This window comes from Caulobacter sp. GW821-FHT10C03 (assembly GCF_059415485.1).
This window is the reverse complement of record NZ_JBWKNI010000014.1, coordinates 1-14172: the sequence shown is the minus strand read 5'-3', so window position 1 is coordinate 14172 and position 14172 is coordinate 1. Positions and strand designations below refer to the sequence as shown.

14 protein-coding genes are annotated in these 14172 nt (G+C 68.3%); 10 read left to right on the top strand and 4 right to left on the bottom strand.

Annotated elements, in window-relative coordinates:
- Nucleotides 1–1719: an alkaline phosphatase D family protein gene (locus AC07NG_RS17590; protein ID WP_494595360.1), complete on the top strand. Its 1719-nt coding sequence runs from the start codon at nt 1–3 to the stop codon at nt 1717–1719.
- 169 nt (nt 1720–1888) lie between these two features.
- Here AC07NG_RS17590 and AC07NG_RS17585 read toward each other — a convergent pair whose 3' ends face one another.
- Nucleotides 1889–2515 carry a LysE family translocator gene (locus AC07NG_RS17585; protein WP_110121921.1) on the bottom strand — a complete coding sequence of 209 codons (627 nt, stop codon included), beginning with the start codon at nt 2513–2515 and terminating at the stop codon, nt 1889–1891.
- Nucleotides 2502–2924 carry a phosphoribosyl-AMP cyclohydrolase gene (gene hisI, locus AC07NG_RS17580; RefSeq protein ID WP_494595479.1) on the bottom strand — a complete coding sequence of 141 codons (423 nt, stop codon included), beginning with the start codon at nt 2922–2924 and terminating at the stop codon, nt 2502–2504. Before hisI ends, AC07NG_RS17585 begins: the two co-directional genes overlap by 14 nt.
- 75 nt (nt 2925–2999) lie before the next feature.
- Here hisI and AC07NG_RS17575 point away from each other — a divergent pair, with 75 nt between their 5' ends.
- From AC07NG_RS17575 to AC07NG_RS17555, 5 genes are all read left to right on the top strand, one after another.
- On the top strand, nt 3000–3884 hold the full coding sequence (locus tag AC07NG_RS17575) for a DUF817 domain-containing protein (protein WP_492856333.1): 885 nt from the start codon (nt 3000–3002) through the stop codon (nt 3882–3884).
- Nucleotides 3885–4142: 258 nt separating this feature from the next.
- Nucleotides 4143–4445: a hypothetical protein gene (locus tag AC07NG_RS17570; protein ID WP_487290114.1), complete on the top strand. Its 303-nt coding sequence runs from the start codon at nt 4143–4145 to the stop codon at nt 4443–4445.
- On the top strand, nt 4442–4711 hold the full coding sequence (locus AC07NG_RS17565) for a hypothetical protein (protein WP_110121918.1): 270 nt from the start codon (nt 4442–4444) through the stop codon (nt 4709–4711). Before AC07NG_RS17570 ends, AC07NG_RS17565 begins: the two co-directional genes overlap by 4 nt.
- Complete coding sequence (locus AC07NG_RS17560) at nt 4704–4880, top strand: hypothetical protein (protein WP_199228617.1); 177 nt, start codon at nt 4704–4706, stop codon at nt 4878–4880. Before AC07NG_RS17565 ends, AC07NG_RS17560 begins: the two co-directional genes overlap by 8 nt.
- Nucleotide 4881: 1 nt before the next feature.
- On the top strand, nt 4882–5073 hold the full coding sequence (locus tag AC07NG_RS17555) for a hypothetical protein (protein ID WP_487290111.1): 192 nt from the start codon (nt 4882–4884) through the stop codon (nt 5071–5073).
- A gap of 170 nt (nt 5074–5243) precedes the next feature.
- Here the strand turns inward: AC07NG_RS17555 and folE are convergent, their stop codons facing one another.
- Nucleotides 5244–5900: a GTP cyclohydrolase I FolE gene (folE, locus tag AC07NG_RS17550; RefSeq protein ID WP_494595359.1), complete on the bottom strand. Its 657-nt coding sequence runs from the start codon at nt 5898–5900 to the stop codon at nt 5244–5246.
- 192 nt (nt 5901–6092) lie between these two features.
- On the opposite strand from folE, the gene cysS reads away from it, so the two are divergent.
- Nucleotides 6093–7484 carry a cysteine--tRNA ligase gene (cysS, locus tag AC07NG_RS17545; protein ID WP_492856335.1) on the top strand — a complete coding sequence of 464 codons (1392 nt, stop codon included), beginning with the start codon at nt 6093–6095 and terminating at the stop codon, nt 7482–7484.
- 169 nt (nt 7485–7653) lie between these two features.
- On the opposite strand, the gene AC07NG_RS17540 is transcribed toward cysS, so the two are convergent.
- Nucleotides 7654–9237: an ArnT family glycosyltransferase gene (locus AC07NG_RS17540; RefSeq protein ID WP_494595357.1), complete on the bottom strand. Its 1584-nt coding sequence runs from the start codon at nt 9235–9237 to the stop codon at nt 7654–7656.
- 190 nt (nt 9238–9427) lie between these two features.
- On the opposite strand from AC07NG_RS17540, the gene AC07NG_RS17535 reads away from it, so the two are divergent.
- The 3 genes from AC07NG_RS17535 (at nt 9428) to aguB (ending at nt 14061) form a co-directional block, all read left to right on the top strand.
- Nucleotides 9428–12022 (top strand): TonB-dependent receptor, encoded by a 2595-nt coding sequence (locus AC07NG_RS17535; protein ID WP_492856337.1) that lies wholly within the window; start codon nt 9428–9430, stop codon nt 12020–12022.
- Between the two features lie 146 nt (nt 12023–12168).
- The gene (locus AC07NG_RS17530; protein ID WP_494595355.1) at nt 12169–13173 is read left to right on the top strand and encodes an agmatine deiminase family protein; all 1005 of its coding nucleotides are present in this window, start codon (nt 12169–12171) and stop codon (nt 13171–13173) included.
- Nucleotides 13174–13179: 6 nt separating this feature from the next.
- Nucleotides 13180–14061, top strand: coding sequence for an N-carbamoylputrescine amidase (gene aguB / locus AC07NG_RS17525; protein WP_494595353.1), 882 nt, complete (start codon nt 13180–13182; stop codon nt 14059–14061).
- Nucleotides 14062–14172 lie beyond the last annotated feature (111 nt).

Sequence of the window (14172 nt, the reverse complement as noted above, 5' to 3'; positions counted from 1 at the left end):
ATGAAGATCGATCGTCGCGGGCTTCTGGCCCTGCTCGGCACGGGCGCGGCCACGCCGGTCGCCGCCGCCGCTCCCAAGCCCTTCGAGGGCGAGGTGAAGTTCCTGCACGGCCTGGCCTCGGGCGACCCGCTGGCCGACCGCGTCATCCTCTGGACCCGCGTCACGCCCCAAGGCGCGACGGCAGGTGGCGCCGCCGCTCCAGTCGCCGTCCGCTGGGAAGTGGCGACCGATCCGGACTTCAAGACCCTCGTCGCCCAGGGCCGGACGCTGACCGACGCCGGCCGCGACTGGACCGTGAAGATCGACGCCACGGGCCTGAAGCCGGGCACGGACTATCACTACCGCTTCCGCGTCCTGAAGGCCGGCAAGCCGGTCGGCGAGGGGATCACGGGCGCGACCCGCACCCTGCCGCAGAGCGGCGTCAAGGACGTGGTCCTGGCCGTCACCTCCTGCTCGCTCTATCCGAACGGCTACTTCAACGCCTACGACGCCATCGCCAAGCTGCCGCGCGTCGACGCCGTGCTGCACCTGGGCGACTACATCTACGAATATGGCGGCGGGCCCAAGGACTACGGCATGAGCTCGCCGGTCGCCGCCCAGCGCCAGCCGGATCCGCCGCACGAGATCGTCAGCCTGTCGGACTATCGCCGCCGCCACGCCCTCTACAAGACCGACCCGATGCTGCAGGCCGCCCACGCCCGGGCGCCGTGGATCGTCGTCTGGGACGACCACGAGACCGCCAACGACAGCTGGGTCGGCGGGGCGGAAAATCATGATCCGGACAAGGGCGAAGGCGACTGGGCCGCGCGCAAGGCCGCCGCGCTCAAGGCCTATTACGAGTGGATGCCGATCCGCGAGCCGTCCAGCGGAACCCTGCCCGAGGCCGCCTGGCGCCGCTTCCAGTTCGGCGACGTCGCGACCCTCCTGATGGTCGAGACCCGCCTGACCGCCCGCACCGAGCAGCTGACCTACGAGCGCGACCTGCCCAAGACCGCCGACGGCAAGCCCGACATCGCCGCCTTCGTCGCCAAGTGGAAGGATCCCTCGCGCCGGATGATGGGCGAGGGCCAGGAGCAGTGGCTGGCCCGCGAGGTCGACGCCTCGGTCAAGGCCGGCACCGCCTGGCAGGTGCTGGGCAACCAGGTGGTCATGGCCCGCGTCGCCCCGCCCAACCTCAAGGCCACGATGGGCGACGAGAAGTTCGACGCCATGCTGGCGGCCCTGCCCGAATACGCCCGCGGCCGGGTGGCCGGGGGCGTGGCCATGTCGGCCTTCGACATCCCCTCCAACCTCGACGCCTGGGACGGCTATCCGGTCGATCGCCAGCGGGTCTACGACATCTTCAAGGCCAGCCAGGCGACCCCGATCGTCCTGGCCGGCGACAGCCACATGTTCTGGGCCAACGAGCTGTGGGACGACGCCGGCTCGACCCGCGTCGCCGCCGAGTTCGGGGCCACCTCGGTCACCTCGCCCGGCTACGGCGACATCATGCCCGGCGCCCCGATCGGCGAGGCCTTCGTCCAGCGCAACAAGGAAGTGAAATACGCCCACCCCAGCGCCAAGGGCTTCGTCCTGCTGACGCTGGAAAAGGGCAAGGCGACCGGCGAACTGATCGCCGTCTCGACCATCCTGTCGACCGACTACACGACCAGCGTGCTGAAGACGTTCGTGGTCACCCCGGCGGATGGCGGCGGGGTCAAGGCGCTGAGCGAAATCTGATCCTTCTCCCCTTGCGGGAGAAGGTGGCGGCGAAGCCGACGGATGAGGGGTCTCTCAGATCGGAGACGCTTCATCCGGTCTGGCCGTCGCACGCAGCTTCGAGGTCTGAGAGACCCCTCACCCGACCTGCTGCGCAGGCCACCCTCTCCCGCAAGGGGAGAGGGATTTCCTACCGCCGCTCCAGCGCCAGCCGCAGCCCAAACGCGATGAACACCCCGCCGCTGATCCGGTCCAGCCACCGCACCACGGCGGCTTCCCGCAGCAGGCCGGCCAGCGGCGCTGTGGCGGCGATCAGCAGGCCGGCCCAGGCCAGGCCCAGCAGCACGTGGATCCCCGCCAGCAGCGTGCCGAACACGCCGGGATTGGCGCCCGTCGGGATGAACTGGGGCAGGAACGAGATGTAGAACACCCCGACCTTGGGATTGAGCAGGTTGGTGAACAGGCCGCGCCGGAACGAGTCCGCGATGCCGCCGCCGGTGGGCGACACCGCGCCCGGCTCGAAGCGGTCGCGGGGCTTGATCAGCATCTTCACGCCCATCCACACCAGATAGGCCGCGCCCGCCCACTTCAGCGCCGTATAGGCCAGCTCGGACGCGGTCAGCAGCGCCCCGGCCCCGAAGGCCGCGGCCATGCCCCAGATCAGGCAGCCCACGCCGATGCCCATGGCCGCCGCGGCCGCGCGGCGCGGGCCTTCGGTGGCGGCGCTGCGCAGCACCAGGGCCGTGTCGAGCCCGGGCGTGATGGTCAGCAGGGACGCGGCCAGGGTGAAGGCGACGAGGGCCTCAGGCGTGGTCATGGACGTGCTCTTCCTCCCGCTCGACCAGCTGGCCGTTCTCCCAGACGCGATAGAAGCACGAACGGAAGCCGACGTGGCAGGCGCCGCCGTCGCCCTGCGGGCGCACCTTGATCACCACGGCGTCCTGGTCGCAGTCGACGCGGACCTCGCTGACGATCTGCAGCTGGCCGCTGGTCTCGCCCTTCTTCCACAGGCCGTTTCGCGAACGGCTGAAATAGTGGGCGACGCCCGTCTCCAGGGTGAGTTTTAGGGCTTCGTCGTTCATCCAGGCCAGCATCAGGATCTCGCCGGTGTCGGCGTGCTGGGCCACCGCCGCCACCAGGCCGGCGGCGTCGAAGCGCGGGGCCAGGGCCGGCCCCCGTTCCAGGGCTTGCTTGTCGGGGGCGGAGGGGAAGAAGGCGCTGGTCATCAAAGACATATGGCGCAACACCCCCGGTTTGGGCTAGCCTCCCGCATCCGGCGGGGGACGGGAAAAGACGGGACGATGGACCTCAAGTCCAGGATCAAGGGCGGCGTGGCGGTTTTGGACCGCTGGGCGCGGCCCTGGGCGGAGCGCTCGAAGGCCAACGCCAGGGCCTACGAATTCCTGTTGTTCGGCCTGAAACAGGCTTGGGCGTGCTTGTTCGGCGGCCTGATGCTGGCCCTGCTGGTCGGCACCTTCCTGTTCTGGCCCAAGGACGCGGCGCTGGCGCGCTACGACTTCCTCGTCATCGCCTCGGTCGCCATCCAGGCGGCCCTGCTGCTGCTCAAGCTCGAGCGCTGGGACGAGGCGGCGGTGATCCTGATCTTCCACCTGGTCGGCACGGCCATGGAGATCTTCAAGACCGCCCACGGCTCCTGGGTCTATCCGGAAGACAGCGTGCTGCGGATCGGCGACGTGCCGCTGTTCACCGGCTTCATGTACGCCTGCGTCGGCAGCTACATCGCCCGCGCCTGGCGGCTGTTCGACTTCACCTTCGTGAAGTACCCGCCGTTCTGGAGCGCCCACATCCTGGCGGTGCTGGTCTACGTCAACTTCTTCACCCACCATTATGTGACCGACATTCGCCTGGGCCTCTTCGTGCTGTCGGCGGTGCTGTTCGGCCGCACCTGGATCGTCTACACGCCCGACCGCCAGGCGCGGCGCATGCCGCTGCTGCTGGGGCTGATGCTGGTGGCGCTGTTCATCTGGTTCGCCGAGAACCTGGGCACCTTCGCCGGGGCCTGGATCTATCCCAGCCAGGCCGGCGGCTGGCATATGGTCGCCATCGAGAAGCTGGGGGCCTGGTACTTGCTGATGCTGATCAGCTTCGTCCTGGTCAGCCTCGTCCACCGCCCCCTCGACGCCTGCGTCGAGCGCCTGCGCGAAGGCATCCGCGCGGCGGCCTGAGGGCCGCTCCGACAGCCGCGTCGAGCCGGAGAAATCCCGCCGGGATCGCCCGCTTCGTGCTATGATGATCCATGCGCCGAAGAGCGCGCCAAGGGGTTCCGTTCGCGGCGACCTCGACCTGGTTCGGCGGCCCGCCGGTTTCATGCCGGCGTCGTTCGCGGGCCTTTTCGTTCAAGGCCGTTTTCGTTCATCGCCGCCGACGTCCGGCGCGCCGTCCTATCGCCAGGACGTGCGTCGGCGCGCGCCTGGAGATCCTCGATGTCCCGCTTCCCGCCGACTGACCCGCCGATCGCTTCGCAGGCCGAAGGGCGTTCGCCGCGCCTGTCGCGGGATCTTCGCCTGCTGGCCCTGTCGGATGTCCTGCGGCGCTATGCGGCCCGTTTCCAGCCCGACCTCAACGCCGCCGGCCTGCTGGCGCATCGCGCCATCGCCGCCGCGTTCGCCAAGCCGGTCGCCGCCGCCGACGCCAAGGGCGCGATGGAAGCGGGGCTGCGCGCCCATGTCGACGACAGCCTGGCCGACCAGGCCGCGAAGACGCCTCCTCCTGGCCGGCGCTCATGAGCGCCCGCAGCGTCAGTGGAAGCGCGCCGTTCGGGCGCCACGACTACGAGATCACCTACGGCTGGCGGGACGAGGCGCTCAGCGTCACGATCGGCGGCCAGCTGGCCACCCCGCCGGTCATCGGCGACATCTACACCCTGGGCTCGCCCGACGGCGGCATCCAGGACTTCACGGTCATGCAGATGACGCGTGAGCGCGGACAGGGCTGGGTGGCGCGTTGCAGCGCCGCGGCTCGCCCGCCCCGCCTGGAGGGCTCCGATGACTGAGGAAACCGACCGCATCCAGCGGGAGAACGAGTATCTCAAGCGCCGCAACGCCCAGCTCCAGGCCGAGGTCGGCGACCTGACGGCCGAGGTGGTGCGGCTGCAGCAGCGCCTGGGGGCGTTCGCCGTCCGCGCCGCCGTCGCGCCCAACCCGCTGTCGGGCGGCCAATAGGATGGCGCTCTCGCCCGAGCAGGTGACGGCCCTGCGCAATCTCGCCCGCAAGAAGCAGGGCCACGACGTCGACTGGATCAACATCGCCGACGCCCGCGGCCTCACCGAACTGGGCCTGGCCGAGCGCGGCCGCACCGGCTGGATCATCACCAGCGCCGGCGAGGCGGAACTCCTGGCCTACGAGCGCAGCTAGGATCCTTCTCCCCTTGCGGGAGAAGGTGTCGGCGAAGCCGACGGATGAGGGGTCTCTCAGACGCAAAACGCCGCGACAGCCGATCGGCCGTCGCGGCGTTTCTGTTCGTGCGACCCCTCACCCGACCCCCGCCTTCGCGGGGGCCACCCTCTCCCGCAAGGGGAGAGGGGTTATTTGCGGGTCACCAGATCCATGAACCGCTGCTGCAAGACCTTGTCGGTCTTGAACACGCCGCGGAACTGGGTGGTGATGGTCGAGACGTCGTGGTGGTGCACGCCGCGGGTGCTCATGCACTGATGCTCGGCGTCGATCAGCACGGCGACGCCGGCCGCCGAGAGGTGGTCCTCGATGGCGTCGGCGACCTGCATGGTCATGGTTTCCTGGGTCTGCAGGCGCTTGGCGAAGATCTCGACCAGGCGCGCCAGCTTCGACAGGCCCACGACCTTGCCGGTGGGCATGTAGGCCACCCAGGCCTTGCCCAGGAACGGCGCCATGTGGTGCTCGCAGTGGCTCTGCACGTCGATGCCGCGCAGCATGACCATGTCGTCATAGCCCTGCACGTCCTCGAAGGTGCGCGACAGCTCCTTGGCCGGGTCGCCCGTATAGCCGGCGAACCACTCGCCATAGGCGTCGACCACGCGCTGGGGCGTGTCGAGCAGGCCCTCGCGGTCGGGGTTGTCGCCGGCCCAGGCCAGCAGGGTCCGCACCGCGGCCATGGCCTCGTCTCGGCTGGGGCGCTGGGCGGGTTCAAGATCAAGACCGGCGTTGTCGCCAAATTGCGACAGATTGGGGCCGATCAGGGTTCGCTCGCGGGTCAGTGCGTCCATGTTTTCGAAGGGGGCTTTCCACGGGCTGAGTTGCGCCGGAGCGCCGTTCGCCCCGGAATTACGCGTGCCACCCGTTAAAGGGCGCGCCTCTCACGTCGCAAAGACGTGGTTCGAAGGCTCGCTCCCCGCTATATGGGTCCGGTTTTTCGTTCCGACAACACCCTTCCGCTGCGTCAAGGCGACCGAGTTTTCATGACCATCAGGCTCTACGACACCATGGCGCGCGAGAAGCGCGACTTCGTTCCCGCCGATCGCGACCGGGTGACGATGTATGTCTGCGGACCGACGGTCTACGGCTACGCCCACATCGGCAACTTCCGTCCGGTGGTGGCCTTCGACGTGCTGTTCCGCCTGCTGCGCCACGAATTCGGCGACGAGGCGGTGGTCTATGCCCGCAACGTCACCGACGTGGACGACAAGATCAACAAGAAGGCCGCCGACGAGGGCGTCGAGATCAAGGTCATCACCGACCGCTATCTCGCCGCCTATCACGAGGACGCCGACGCCCTCGGAGCCCTGCGCCCGACGCTGGAGCCCAAGGCCACCGACCACATCGACGCCATCGTCGAGATGATCGGCAAGCTGGTCGACAATGGCTCGGCCTACGCCGCCGAGGGCCACGTGCTGTTCGACACCCAGAGCTTCGCCGACTACGGCCAGCTCTCCGGCAGGCCGCTGGACGACATGATCGCCGGCGCCCGCGTCGAGGTCGCCCCCTACAAGCGCCACCCGGCCGACTTCGTGCTGTGGAAGCCGTCCAAGGAAAACGAGCCCGAGTGGCAAAGCCCCTGGGGCGCGGGCCGTCCGGGCTGGCACATCGAGTGCTCGGCGATGATCGACAAGCAGCTGGGCCTGCCGATCGACATCCACGCCGGCGGCATCGACCTGCAGTTCCCCCACCATGAGAACGAGGTGGCGCAAGGGCGCTGCGCCCACGGCCTGCCGACCTACGCCCGCTACTGGATGCACAACGGCTTCCTCGACATGGACGGCGAGAAGATGTCCAAGAGCCTGGGCAACGTCATCATCCCGCACGAGCTGGTGAAGACCACGCCGGGCGAGGTGGTGCGCTGGGCCCTGCTGTCGGCCCACTACCGCCAGCCGCTGGACTGGACGCCCGAGCTGCTCGAGCAGAGCAAGAAGTCGCTGGACCGCCTCTACGGCGCCCTGCGCCGCGCCAAGGACGTCGTCGCCGACCAGGCCGTCGAGGCCCCCCAGGAGGTGATGGACGCCCTCTGCGACGACCTCAACACCCCCGCCGCCGTCGCCAAGCTGTTCGAGGTGTCGAGCGCCATCGAGAAGGCCGTCACCGCCGGCGACCTGACCGAGGTGGCCATCCACAAGTCGCGCCTGCTCGAGGCCGGCGCCCTGCTGGGCTTCCTGCAGGCCGATCCCGACGCCTGGTTCGAGGGCGACGCCTCCGACGACCTCAAGGCCCAGGTCGAAGACCTGCTGGCCCGCCGCGTCGCCGCCCGCGCCGCCAAGGACTGGACCGCCGCCGACGCCATCCGCGGCGACCTCGACGCCCTCGGCGTCGTGGTCATGGACAGCCCGACCGGCGCGACCTGGCGGATGAAGGACTAGGATCAAAAAAGGCTCCCTCCGAAGAGGGAGCCTTTTTTATTTTCCGTAAAATCCCCGCGAAAGCGGGGACCCAGGCTTTTTCTGAAACCCGCGGCGCTCGACGATAAAACACCTGGGCCCCCGCTTTCGCGGGGGTTTTACGGGTTTATCGATCCACGCCCGCGAAGCCTCACCGCGCCGTAGAACCACCCTTCTCCGGATCCGGCGGCAGGCCCGTCTTCGGGTCGCGGGCCACCGGCGCGAAGCCCTCGGCGATGAACAGGTCCGTCCGCCGCACGCGCTTGCGGTCGAGCCGCACACGGACGATCTCGTCGCCCGAGGTGGCCTTGAAGTCCTGCTCGATCTTGGCCTTGTAGACCCCCTCCAGGCTGGCGATCAGCGTGCGCTGGCCGTAGGCGGCGGTCATCGGGGCCTCGGTCTCGGCCTGGTTCTGCGGATGGGCCTCGTGCACCCAGATGCGCAGCGGCGGGGCGCCGACCGTGCCCCAGTAGTCGCGCCCGTAATAGGCGGCCACGTTGAACAGGAAGCGGTCGTCGACGGCCACCGAGGTCAGGCGCTGCCCGGCCTGCTCCTCGCGGGCGCGGTTGATGATCGCCTGCACCGTCTGGTCCCAGCCGCGCACCCGCTTGAAGCTGTTGGCGAGACCAATGCCGTCGGCCAGGCGCGGGCTGATCAGGCAGGCCAGGAACAGGGCGGCGAAGGCGGCCTGCAGGGCCAGGCCCCCGGCCAGCCAGCGCTTGGCGCTCCAGCGCACCATCCAGCCGGCGACCAGCACCGAGCCGGCGACATAGGCGGCGGCCGCCCAGTTGGCGTTGGCGCGGCTGACGAAGGCCTGGCCGGCCACGGTCAGCAGCGGCGGCAGAACAAAGCACAGCAGCAGCACGTCGGCGGCCTGCAGGCGCTTCTTCACCGCCAGAACGATCCCGCCGCCCAGCAGCACGCCGAAGGGCAGGGGGCCGAACACCCCGAACTGCGAGCCGACGAACTCGACCAGCTCGCGCGGATTGAACAGCGACTTGGCGCCCCAGTTGGCGTTGGCGGCGGTGTGCTCGACCGTGGCGAACTTGTGGGCCGCGTTCCAGATCAGGTTGGGCGCGAAGACGGCGATCAGCACGCCGAAGAAGGCCAGGCCCATCGGCCAGGTCCAGACCTTGCGGGCTTCGCGTGACAAGGCGAGGTGCGCGCCGATGCTGAACAGCACGTAGATCGCCGCGTATTTCGACAGGAAGGCCAGGCCCAGGGCCGCGCCCAGGCCGGCGGCGGTCAGCAGGCGCTCGCGCGGGGTCTTGGCCGCCGGCAGCGAGACATAGGCCCAGATGGTCAGGGCCAGGAAGAACAGCAGCGGCGCGTCGGTGCCGATCACGCCCGACGACAGCTGCACGCCCGGCATCAGGGCGTAGACGCCGGCGGCGGCCAGGCCGGTCCAGCCGCCGTACAGGCGGCGGGCGATGCGGTGGACGATCAGCGCGGTGGCGCCGTGCAGCAGCGGCGCGCCCAGCCGCAGCCAGCCTTCGGTGTCGCCGCCGATCGTCGTGGTCAGCCAGATCACCCAGGCGATCATCGGCGGCTTGGAATAGTAGCCGAAATCCAGGGTCCGCGACCAAAGCCAGTACTGGGCCTCGTCGGGGTACAGCTCCAGCGGCGTCGAAAAAATCGCCAGTACCCGGACGATCGTCAGCAGGGCGACGCCGATCAGGGTCAGGCGCCACGCGCGGGCTGCGGAATCTTCGGCGGCGTAGGGGGACGCGGTCATGACGCGCTTCTTAGCGAAGTAAGGGAAATCTGACCAATTGTTCCGCAAGCGACTGATCGATGTGGCAGATTCTGGGCCATCGTGGCCTTTCCGTCACCAAACCTTCTAAATGTTTCGCTACACCGCCCAAACGATGCGGTTCGATGCTCGTTTTTCCGAACTAGCGTCAAAGAATGAGGGGATCATTGGAATGAACACGAAAAAAATCGCCTGTCTGGCGTCGACCGCGCTGGTCGGCAGCCTGCTGGCGGCGACCGCCGCCATGGCTCAGTCGACCGCCTCGACCGAACTGGACTCGATCGTCGTCACCGCCAGCACCCGTCCGAAGACGGTCGATGGCATGATCACCGCCGAGACGGTCGCCAAGAGCCGCACCACGGTGTCGCAGGAATTCCTGCAGACCCAGGTTCCCGGCCAGACCGTCATCCAGTCGCTGAACATCCTGGTGCCGGGCCTGAACTTCACCAACAACGACCCGTACGGCTCGTCGGGCGGCAACATCCGTCTGCACGGCTTCGACGGCAACCGCGTCGCCCTGACCTTCGACGGCATGCCGCTGAACGACACCGGCAACTACGCGACCTACACCAACCAGCTGCCCGACTCTGAAATCATCGGCAGCGCCTCGGTCAACACCGGCTCGACCGACGTCGACAGCCCGACCGCGGCCAGCACCGGCGGCACCATCGGCATCTCGACCCTGACGCCCTCCAAGGAGCGCGGCGCCTGGGTCCAGGCCAGCGTCGGCAGCTTCGACTACCAGCGCTACGCGGCCATGGTCCAAAGCGGCGAAGTCGGCCCCTGGGGCACCCGCATGTGGGTGGAAGGCTCGTACCAGAAGTACGACAAGTTCAAGGGCGAAGGCGAAATCTACAAGCGCCAGATCAACGCCAAGATCTATCAGCCGATCGGCGACGGCACCGACTTCATCAGCCTGGCCGCGCACTACAACGTCAACCGCAACAACGCCTACTACGGCCCGAGCCTGCGGACCGCGACGGCGTCGCTGCCTAACGAAGTCGACACGGCCGGCTGGAGCGTCGATTTCGCGACGGCTTACGTTGCGCCGACCTCTCGCGCCGGCGGCACCGGCGTCACCGGCGACATCGACCTCGACTCGGCCTCGACCAACTCGAGCTTCTACAACCTGCGCGTCAATCCGTCGAACACCGGCAACATCCGCGGTCAGTCGAAGTTCACGCTCGGCAACGGCTTCACCCTGACCGTCGACCCGTCGTTCCAGTACACCCTGGCCAACGGCGGCACCCAGAACACCACCCTGTCGGAAAGCTGCCGCGCCGCTTACTTCGCGGCCAACCCGACCGTGACGGCCGCCCCGACCAGCGCGCAAGCCACCAGCGCCTGCTCGACCTCGACCCGTCAGCTTCTCGGCGCCCAGACCACGGCTTCGCTGCTCACGGCCGGCGTTGACCTGAACGGCGACGGCGACACCAACGACACGGTGCGGGTCATGAACCCGAGCAACACCAACACCCGTCGTTACGGCCTGCTCACCTCGCTGATCTGGAAGCTGAACGACAACAACGCCATCCGCGTCGGCTACACCCTCGACTACGGCCGTCACCGCCAGACCGGCGAGTACAGCTTCATCGACCAGGGCGACACCCCGACCTACCAGAGCTGGTTCGGCGGCAAGGACGGCCACGGCGACAAGATCGTGACGGCCGACGGCAAGAGCTTCATGCGCGCTCGCGACCGCTTCTCGATCGCCACCCTGAACCAGGTCAGCGTCGAGTACCGGGGCAAGTTCCTGGAAGACAACCTGAACGTCAGCGTCGGCCTGCGCGCGCCGTTCTTCAAGCGTGAACTGAACCAGTTCTGCTACTCGCAGAACGCTTCGAGCACCGTGCGCTGCACCACCGAAACGCCCAGCACCCCGCTGGCCAACGGCAACGTGACGTTCGATGGTGGCACCACCCAGTACATCGCTCCCTACTCCAAGACCCTGAAGTACGACGACGTGCTGCCGAACATCGGCGCGACCTACCGCTTCGGTGAAGCCAGCTCGATCTACGGCAGCTACGCGGAATCGACCTCGCTGCCGCGTACCGACAACCTGTACACCGTGCTGCGCCTGGCCAACGGCTCGATCGGCAACGCGACCGTCCAGCCGGAAACCAGCACCACCTTCGAAGGCGGCTATCGCTACCAGAGCGGTGCGATCATCGCTTCGGCCAGCGCCTGGGCGACCCAGTTCGAAAACCGGATCGTCAGCTCGTACGATCAGGACCTGGGCCTGAACATCGACCGCAACGTCGGCAAGGTGAAGCAGTACGGCTTCGACGCCTCGGTCGGCTTCAAGCCGGTGGAGTACCTGGCGGCCTACTTCTCGTTCTCGTACAACGACAGCGAAGTGCAGGATAACATCGCCATCACCTCGACGACCTTCGCCGCCACCAAGGGCAAGGAAATCGTCGAGACCCCGCACGTCACCTTCTCGAACCGCATGGAATGGGAAGTCCTCGAGGGCCTGACCCTGGGCGCCCAGACCAAGTACGTCGGCGAGCGTTGGGTCACCGACGTCAACGACCTGAAGGTTCCGTCCTACATCACGACGGACCTGGACGTGCGCTTCGAGCTGGAGCGCTTCGGTTACAAGAACTCGAACGTCCAGCTGAACGTGATCAACGTGTTCGACAAGAACTACTACGGCAACATCGGCACCCAGACGAGCGCGACCCCGGGCGCGCCCGGCTACAGCCGTCCGTTCGCCAACATCGGCGCCCCGCGCACGGTGACCCTGACGCTCCGCGCCGGCTTCTAAGCCTCCGCAAGCTTCGCAAGACGGGGAAGGGCGGCTCTTCGGAGCCGCCCTTTTTCTTTTGTCGCACCAATTTGCTAGAAGGCGCGCTTGACCCTTCGACCCCCAGGGGCCATCTGCGCCCCCTCTTGTTGACCAGGCTTTCGAAAATGACCCTCACCGTTCCCGCCGAGTGGGCTCCGCACCGCGCCATGTGGCTGGGTTTCCCCAGCCATGGCGAGCTCTGGCAGGAAGACCTCGAGCAGGCCCAACAGGAGGTCGCCGACCTCGCCCGCGCCCTGGCCGGCCCGGGCGGCGAGCGCGTGCGCCTGATGGTCGTCGGCGACGAGGCCGAGGAAGCGGCGAAAGCCCTGCTCTCCGACACCACCGTCGAGATCGTCCGCGGCCAGTTCGGCGACATCTGGCTGCGCGACACCGGCCCGATCTTCACCGCCGGCGGTGACGGCGCTTCGGCCGCCGGCTTCAAGTTCAACGGCTGGGGCGGCAAGTACGACCTGGAGGGCGACGACATCGTCGCCGAGCAGATCGCCGCCGCCTCGGGCGCGCCGCTGGTCCGCAACGACTTCATCCTCGAAGGCGGCGCCGTCGACCACGACGGCCTGGGCACCGTGTTGACCACCCGCCAGTGCGTGCTGAACGAAAACCGCAACGAAGGCTGGGACGAAGCCTCCGCGACCTCGGCCCTGGCCGCCGCGCTCGGCGCCAAGAAGGTGCTGTGGCTGGGCGATGGCCTGCTCAACGACCACACCGACGGCCACGTCGACAACCTGGCCCGCTTCGTCGCCCCGGGCGTCGTCGCCTGCCCGATGGCCTTCGGCGCCGACGATCCCAACGCCGAGGTCTATGCCGAGACCGCCCGCCTGCTGGGCGCCATGACCGACAGCCGCGGCTCGCCGCTGCAGGTCGTGCGCATCCCCTCGCCGGGCCGGATCCTCGACGAGGACGGCGAGCCGATCCCGGCCTCGCACATGAACTTCCTGATCGCCAACGAGGCGGTGATCGTGCCGATCTACGCCGAGGAATCCGGCGCCTTCGCCGTCGAGGTGATCAAGGGCCTGTTCCCCGAGCGCCAGGTCATCGGCCTGGCCTCGACCGCGATCCTGACGGGCGGCGGCTCGTTCCACTGCATCAGCCAGCAAGAACCCGAGGAGTAAGTCCGCATGCCCCGCACGCTCAGCGTCGCCGCCATCCAGACCTCCTACGGCATGGACCTGGACGCCAACATCAAGAAGACCGAGGGCTTCATCCGCGAGGCCGCGTCCAAGGGCGCGCAGGTCATCCTGCCGTCGGAGCTGTTCCAGGGCCCGTACTTCTGCGTCGCGCAGGAAGAGCGCTGGTTCGCCGAGGCCCATCCGTGGCGCGAGCACCCGGTGGTCAAGGCCATCGCCCCCCTGGCCGGCGAACTGGGCGTGGTCATCCCGATCTCGATCTTCGAGCGCGAGGGCCCGCACTACTTCAACAGCCTGGTGATGGCCGACGCGGACGGCTCCCTGCTGGGCGTCTACCGCAAGAGCCACATCCCTGACGGCCCCGGCTACATGGAGAAGTACTACTTCCGGCCGGGCGACACGGGCTTCAAGGTCTGGGACACGCGCTTTGGCCGCCTGGGCGTCGGCATCTGCTGGGACCAGTGGTACCCCGAGGCCGCCCGGGCCATGGCCCTGATGGGCGCCGAGGCCCTGTTCTACCCCACCGCCATCGGCAGCGAGCCGCATGACGCCAGCCTCGACACGGCCCTGCCCTGGCGGCGGGCCATGCAGGGCCACGCGGTCAGCAACGTGATCCCGGTGGTCGGCGCCAACCGCATCGGCTTCGAGCCCTGGGACGGCTATCCCAACGGCGGCCAGACCTTCTACGGCTCGTCGTTCATCGCCGACCATCGCGGCGACCTGGTCAGCGAACTCGGCCGCGCCGACGAGGGCCTGGTCCAGGCCAGCTTCGACCTCGACTTCCTCACCACCCACCGCGCCGCCTGGGGCTTCTTCCGCGACCGCCGTCCGGAGTTCTACACCAGCCTGGCCGGGCCGCGGCCGAGCGCCTGATCCGGCAAGACAAATCCTCCCCCTCTGGGGGAGGTGGCCCAGAGGGCCGGAGGGGGTAGCGCCGGCCTATGCCGCGCAAGCCCCCTCAGTCGCTTCGCGACAGCTCCCCCA

Excerpts from the sequence above, each read along its gene's own strand:
- cysS (WP_492856335.1), top strand. The coding sequence starts at position 6,093 with ATGACCATCAGGCTCTACGACACCATGGCGCGCGAGAAGCGCGACTTC.
- AC07NG_RS17590 (WP_494595360.1), top strand. The coding sequence starts at position 1 with ATGAAGATCGATCGTCGCGGGCTTCTGGCCCTGCTCGGCACGGGCGCG.
- AC07NG_RS17535 (WP_492856337.1), top strand. The coding sequence starts at position 9,428 with ATGAACACGAAAAAAATCGCCTGTCTGGCGTCGACCGCGCTGGTCGGC.
- folE (WP_494595359.1), bottom strand. The coding sequence starts at position 5,900 with ATGGACGCACTGACCCGCGAGCGAACCCTGATCGGCCCCAATCTGTCG.
- AC07NG_RS17585 (WP_110121921.1), bottom strand. The coding sequence starts at position 2,515 with ATGACCACGCCTGAGGCCCTCGTCGCCTTCACCCTGGCCGCGTCCCTG.
- AC07NG_RS17565 (WP_110121918.1), top strand. The coding sequence starts at position 4,442 with ATGAGCGCCCGCAGCGTCAGTGGAAGCGCGCCGTTCGGGCGCCACGAC.
- AC07NG_RS17575 (WP_492856333.1), top strand. The coding sequence starts at position 3,000 with ATGGACCTCAAGTCCAGGATCAAGGGCGGCGTGGCGGTTTTGGACCGC.
- hisI (WP_494595479.1), bottom strand. The coding sequence starts at position 2,924 with ATGACCAGCGCCTTCTTCCCCTCCGCCCCCGACAAGCAAGCCCTGGAA.
- aguB (WP_494595353.1), top strand. The coding sequence starts at position 13,180 with ATGCCCCGCACGCTCAGCGTCGCCGCCATCCAGACCTCCTACGGCATG.
- AC07NG_RS17555 (WP_487290111.1), top strand. The coding sequence starts at position 4,882 with ATGGCGCTCTCGCCCGAGCAGGTGACGGCCCTGCGCAATCTCGCCCGC.
- AC07NG_RS17560 (WP_199228617.1), top strand. The coding sequence starts at position 4,704 with ATGACTGAGGAAACCGACCGCATCCAGCGGGAGAACGAGTATCTCAAG.
- AC07NG_RS17530 (WP_494595355.1), top strand. The coding sequence starts at position 12,169 with ATGACCCTCACCGTTCCCGCCGAGTGGGCTCCGCACCGCGCCATGTGG.
- AC07NG_RS17540 (WP_494595357.1), bottom strand. The coding sequence starts at position 9,237 with ATGACCGCGTCCCCCTACGCCGCCGAAGATTCCGCAGCCCGCGCGTGG.
- AC07NG_RS17570 (WP_487290114.1), top strand. The coding sequence starts at position 4,143 with ATGTCCCGCTTCCCGCCGACTGACCCGCCGATCGCTTCGCAGGCCGAA.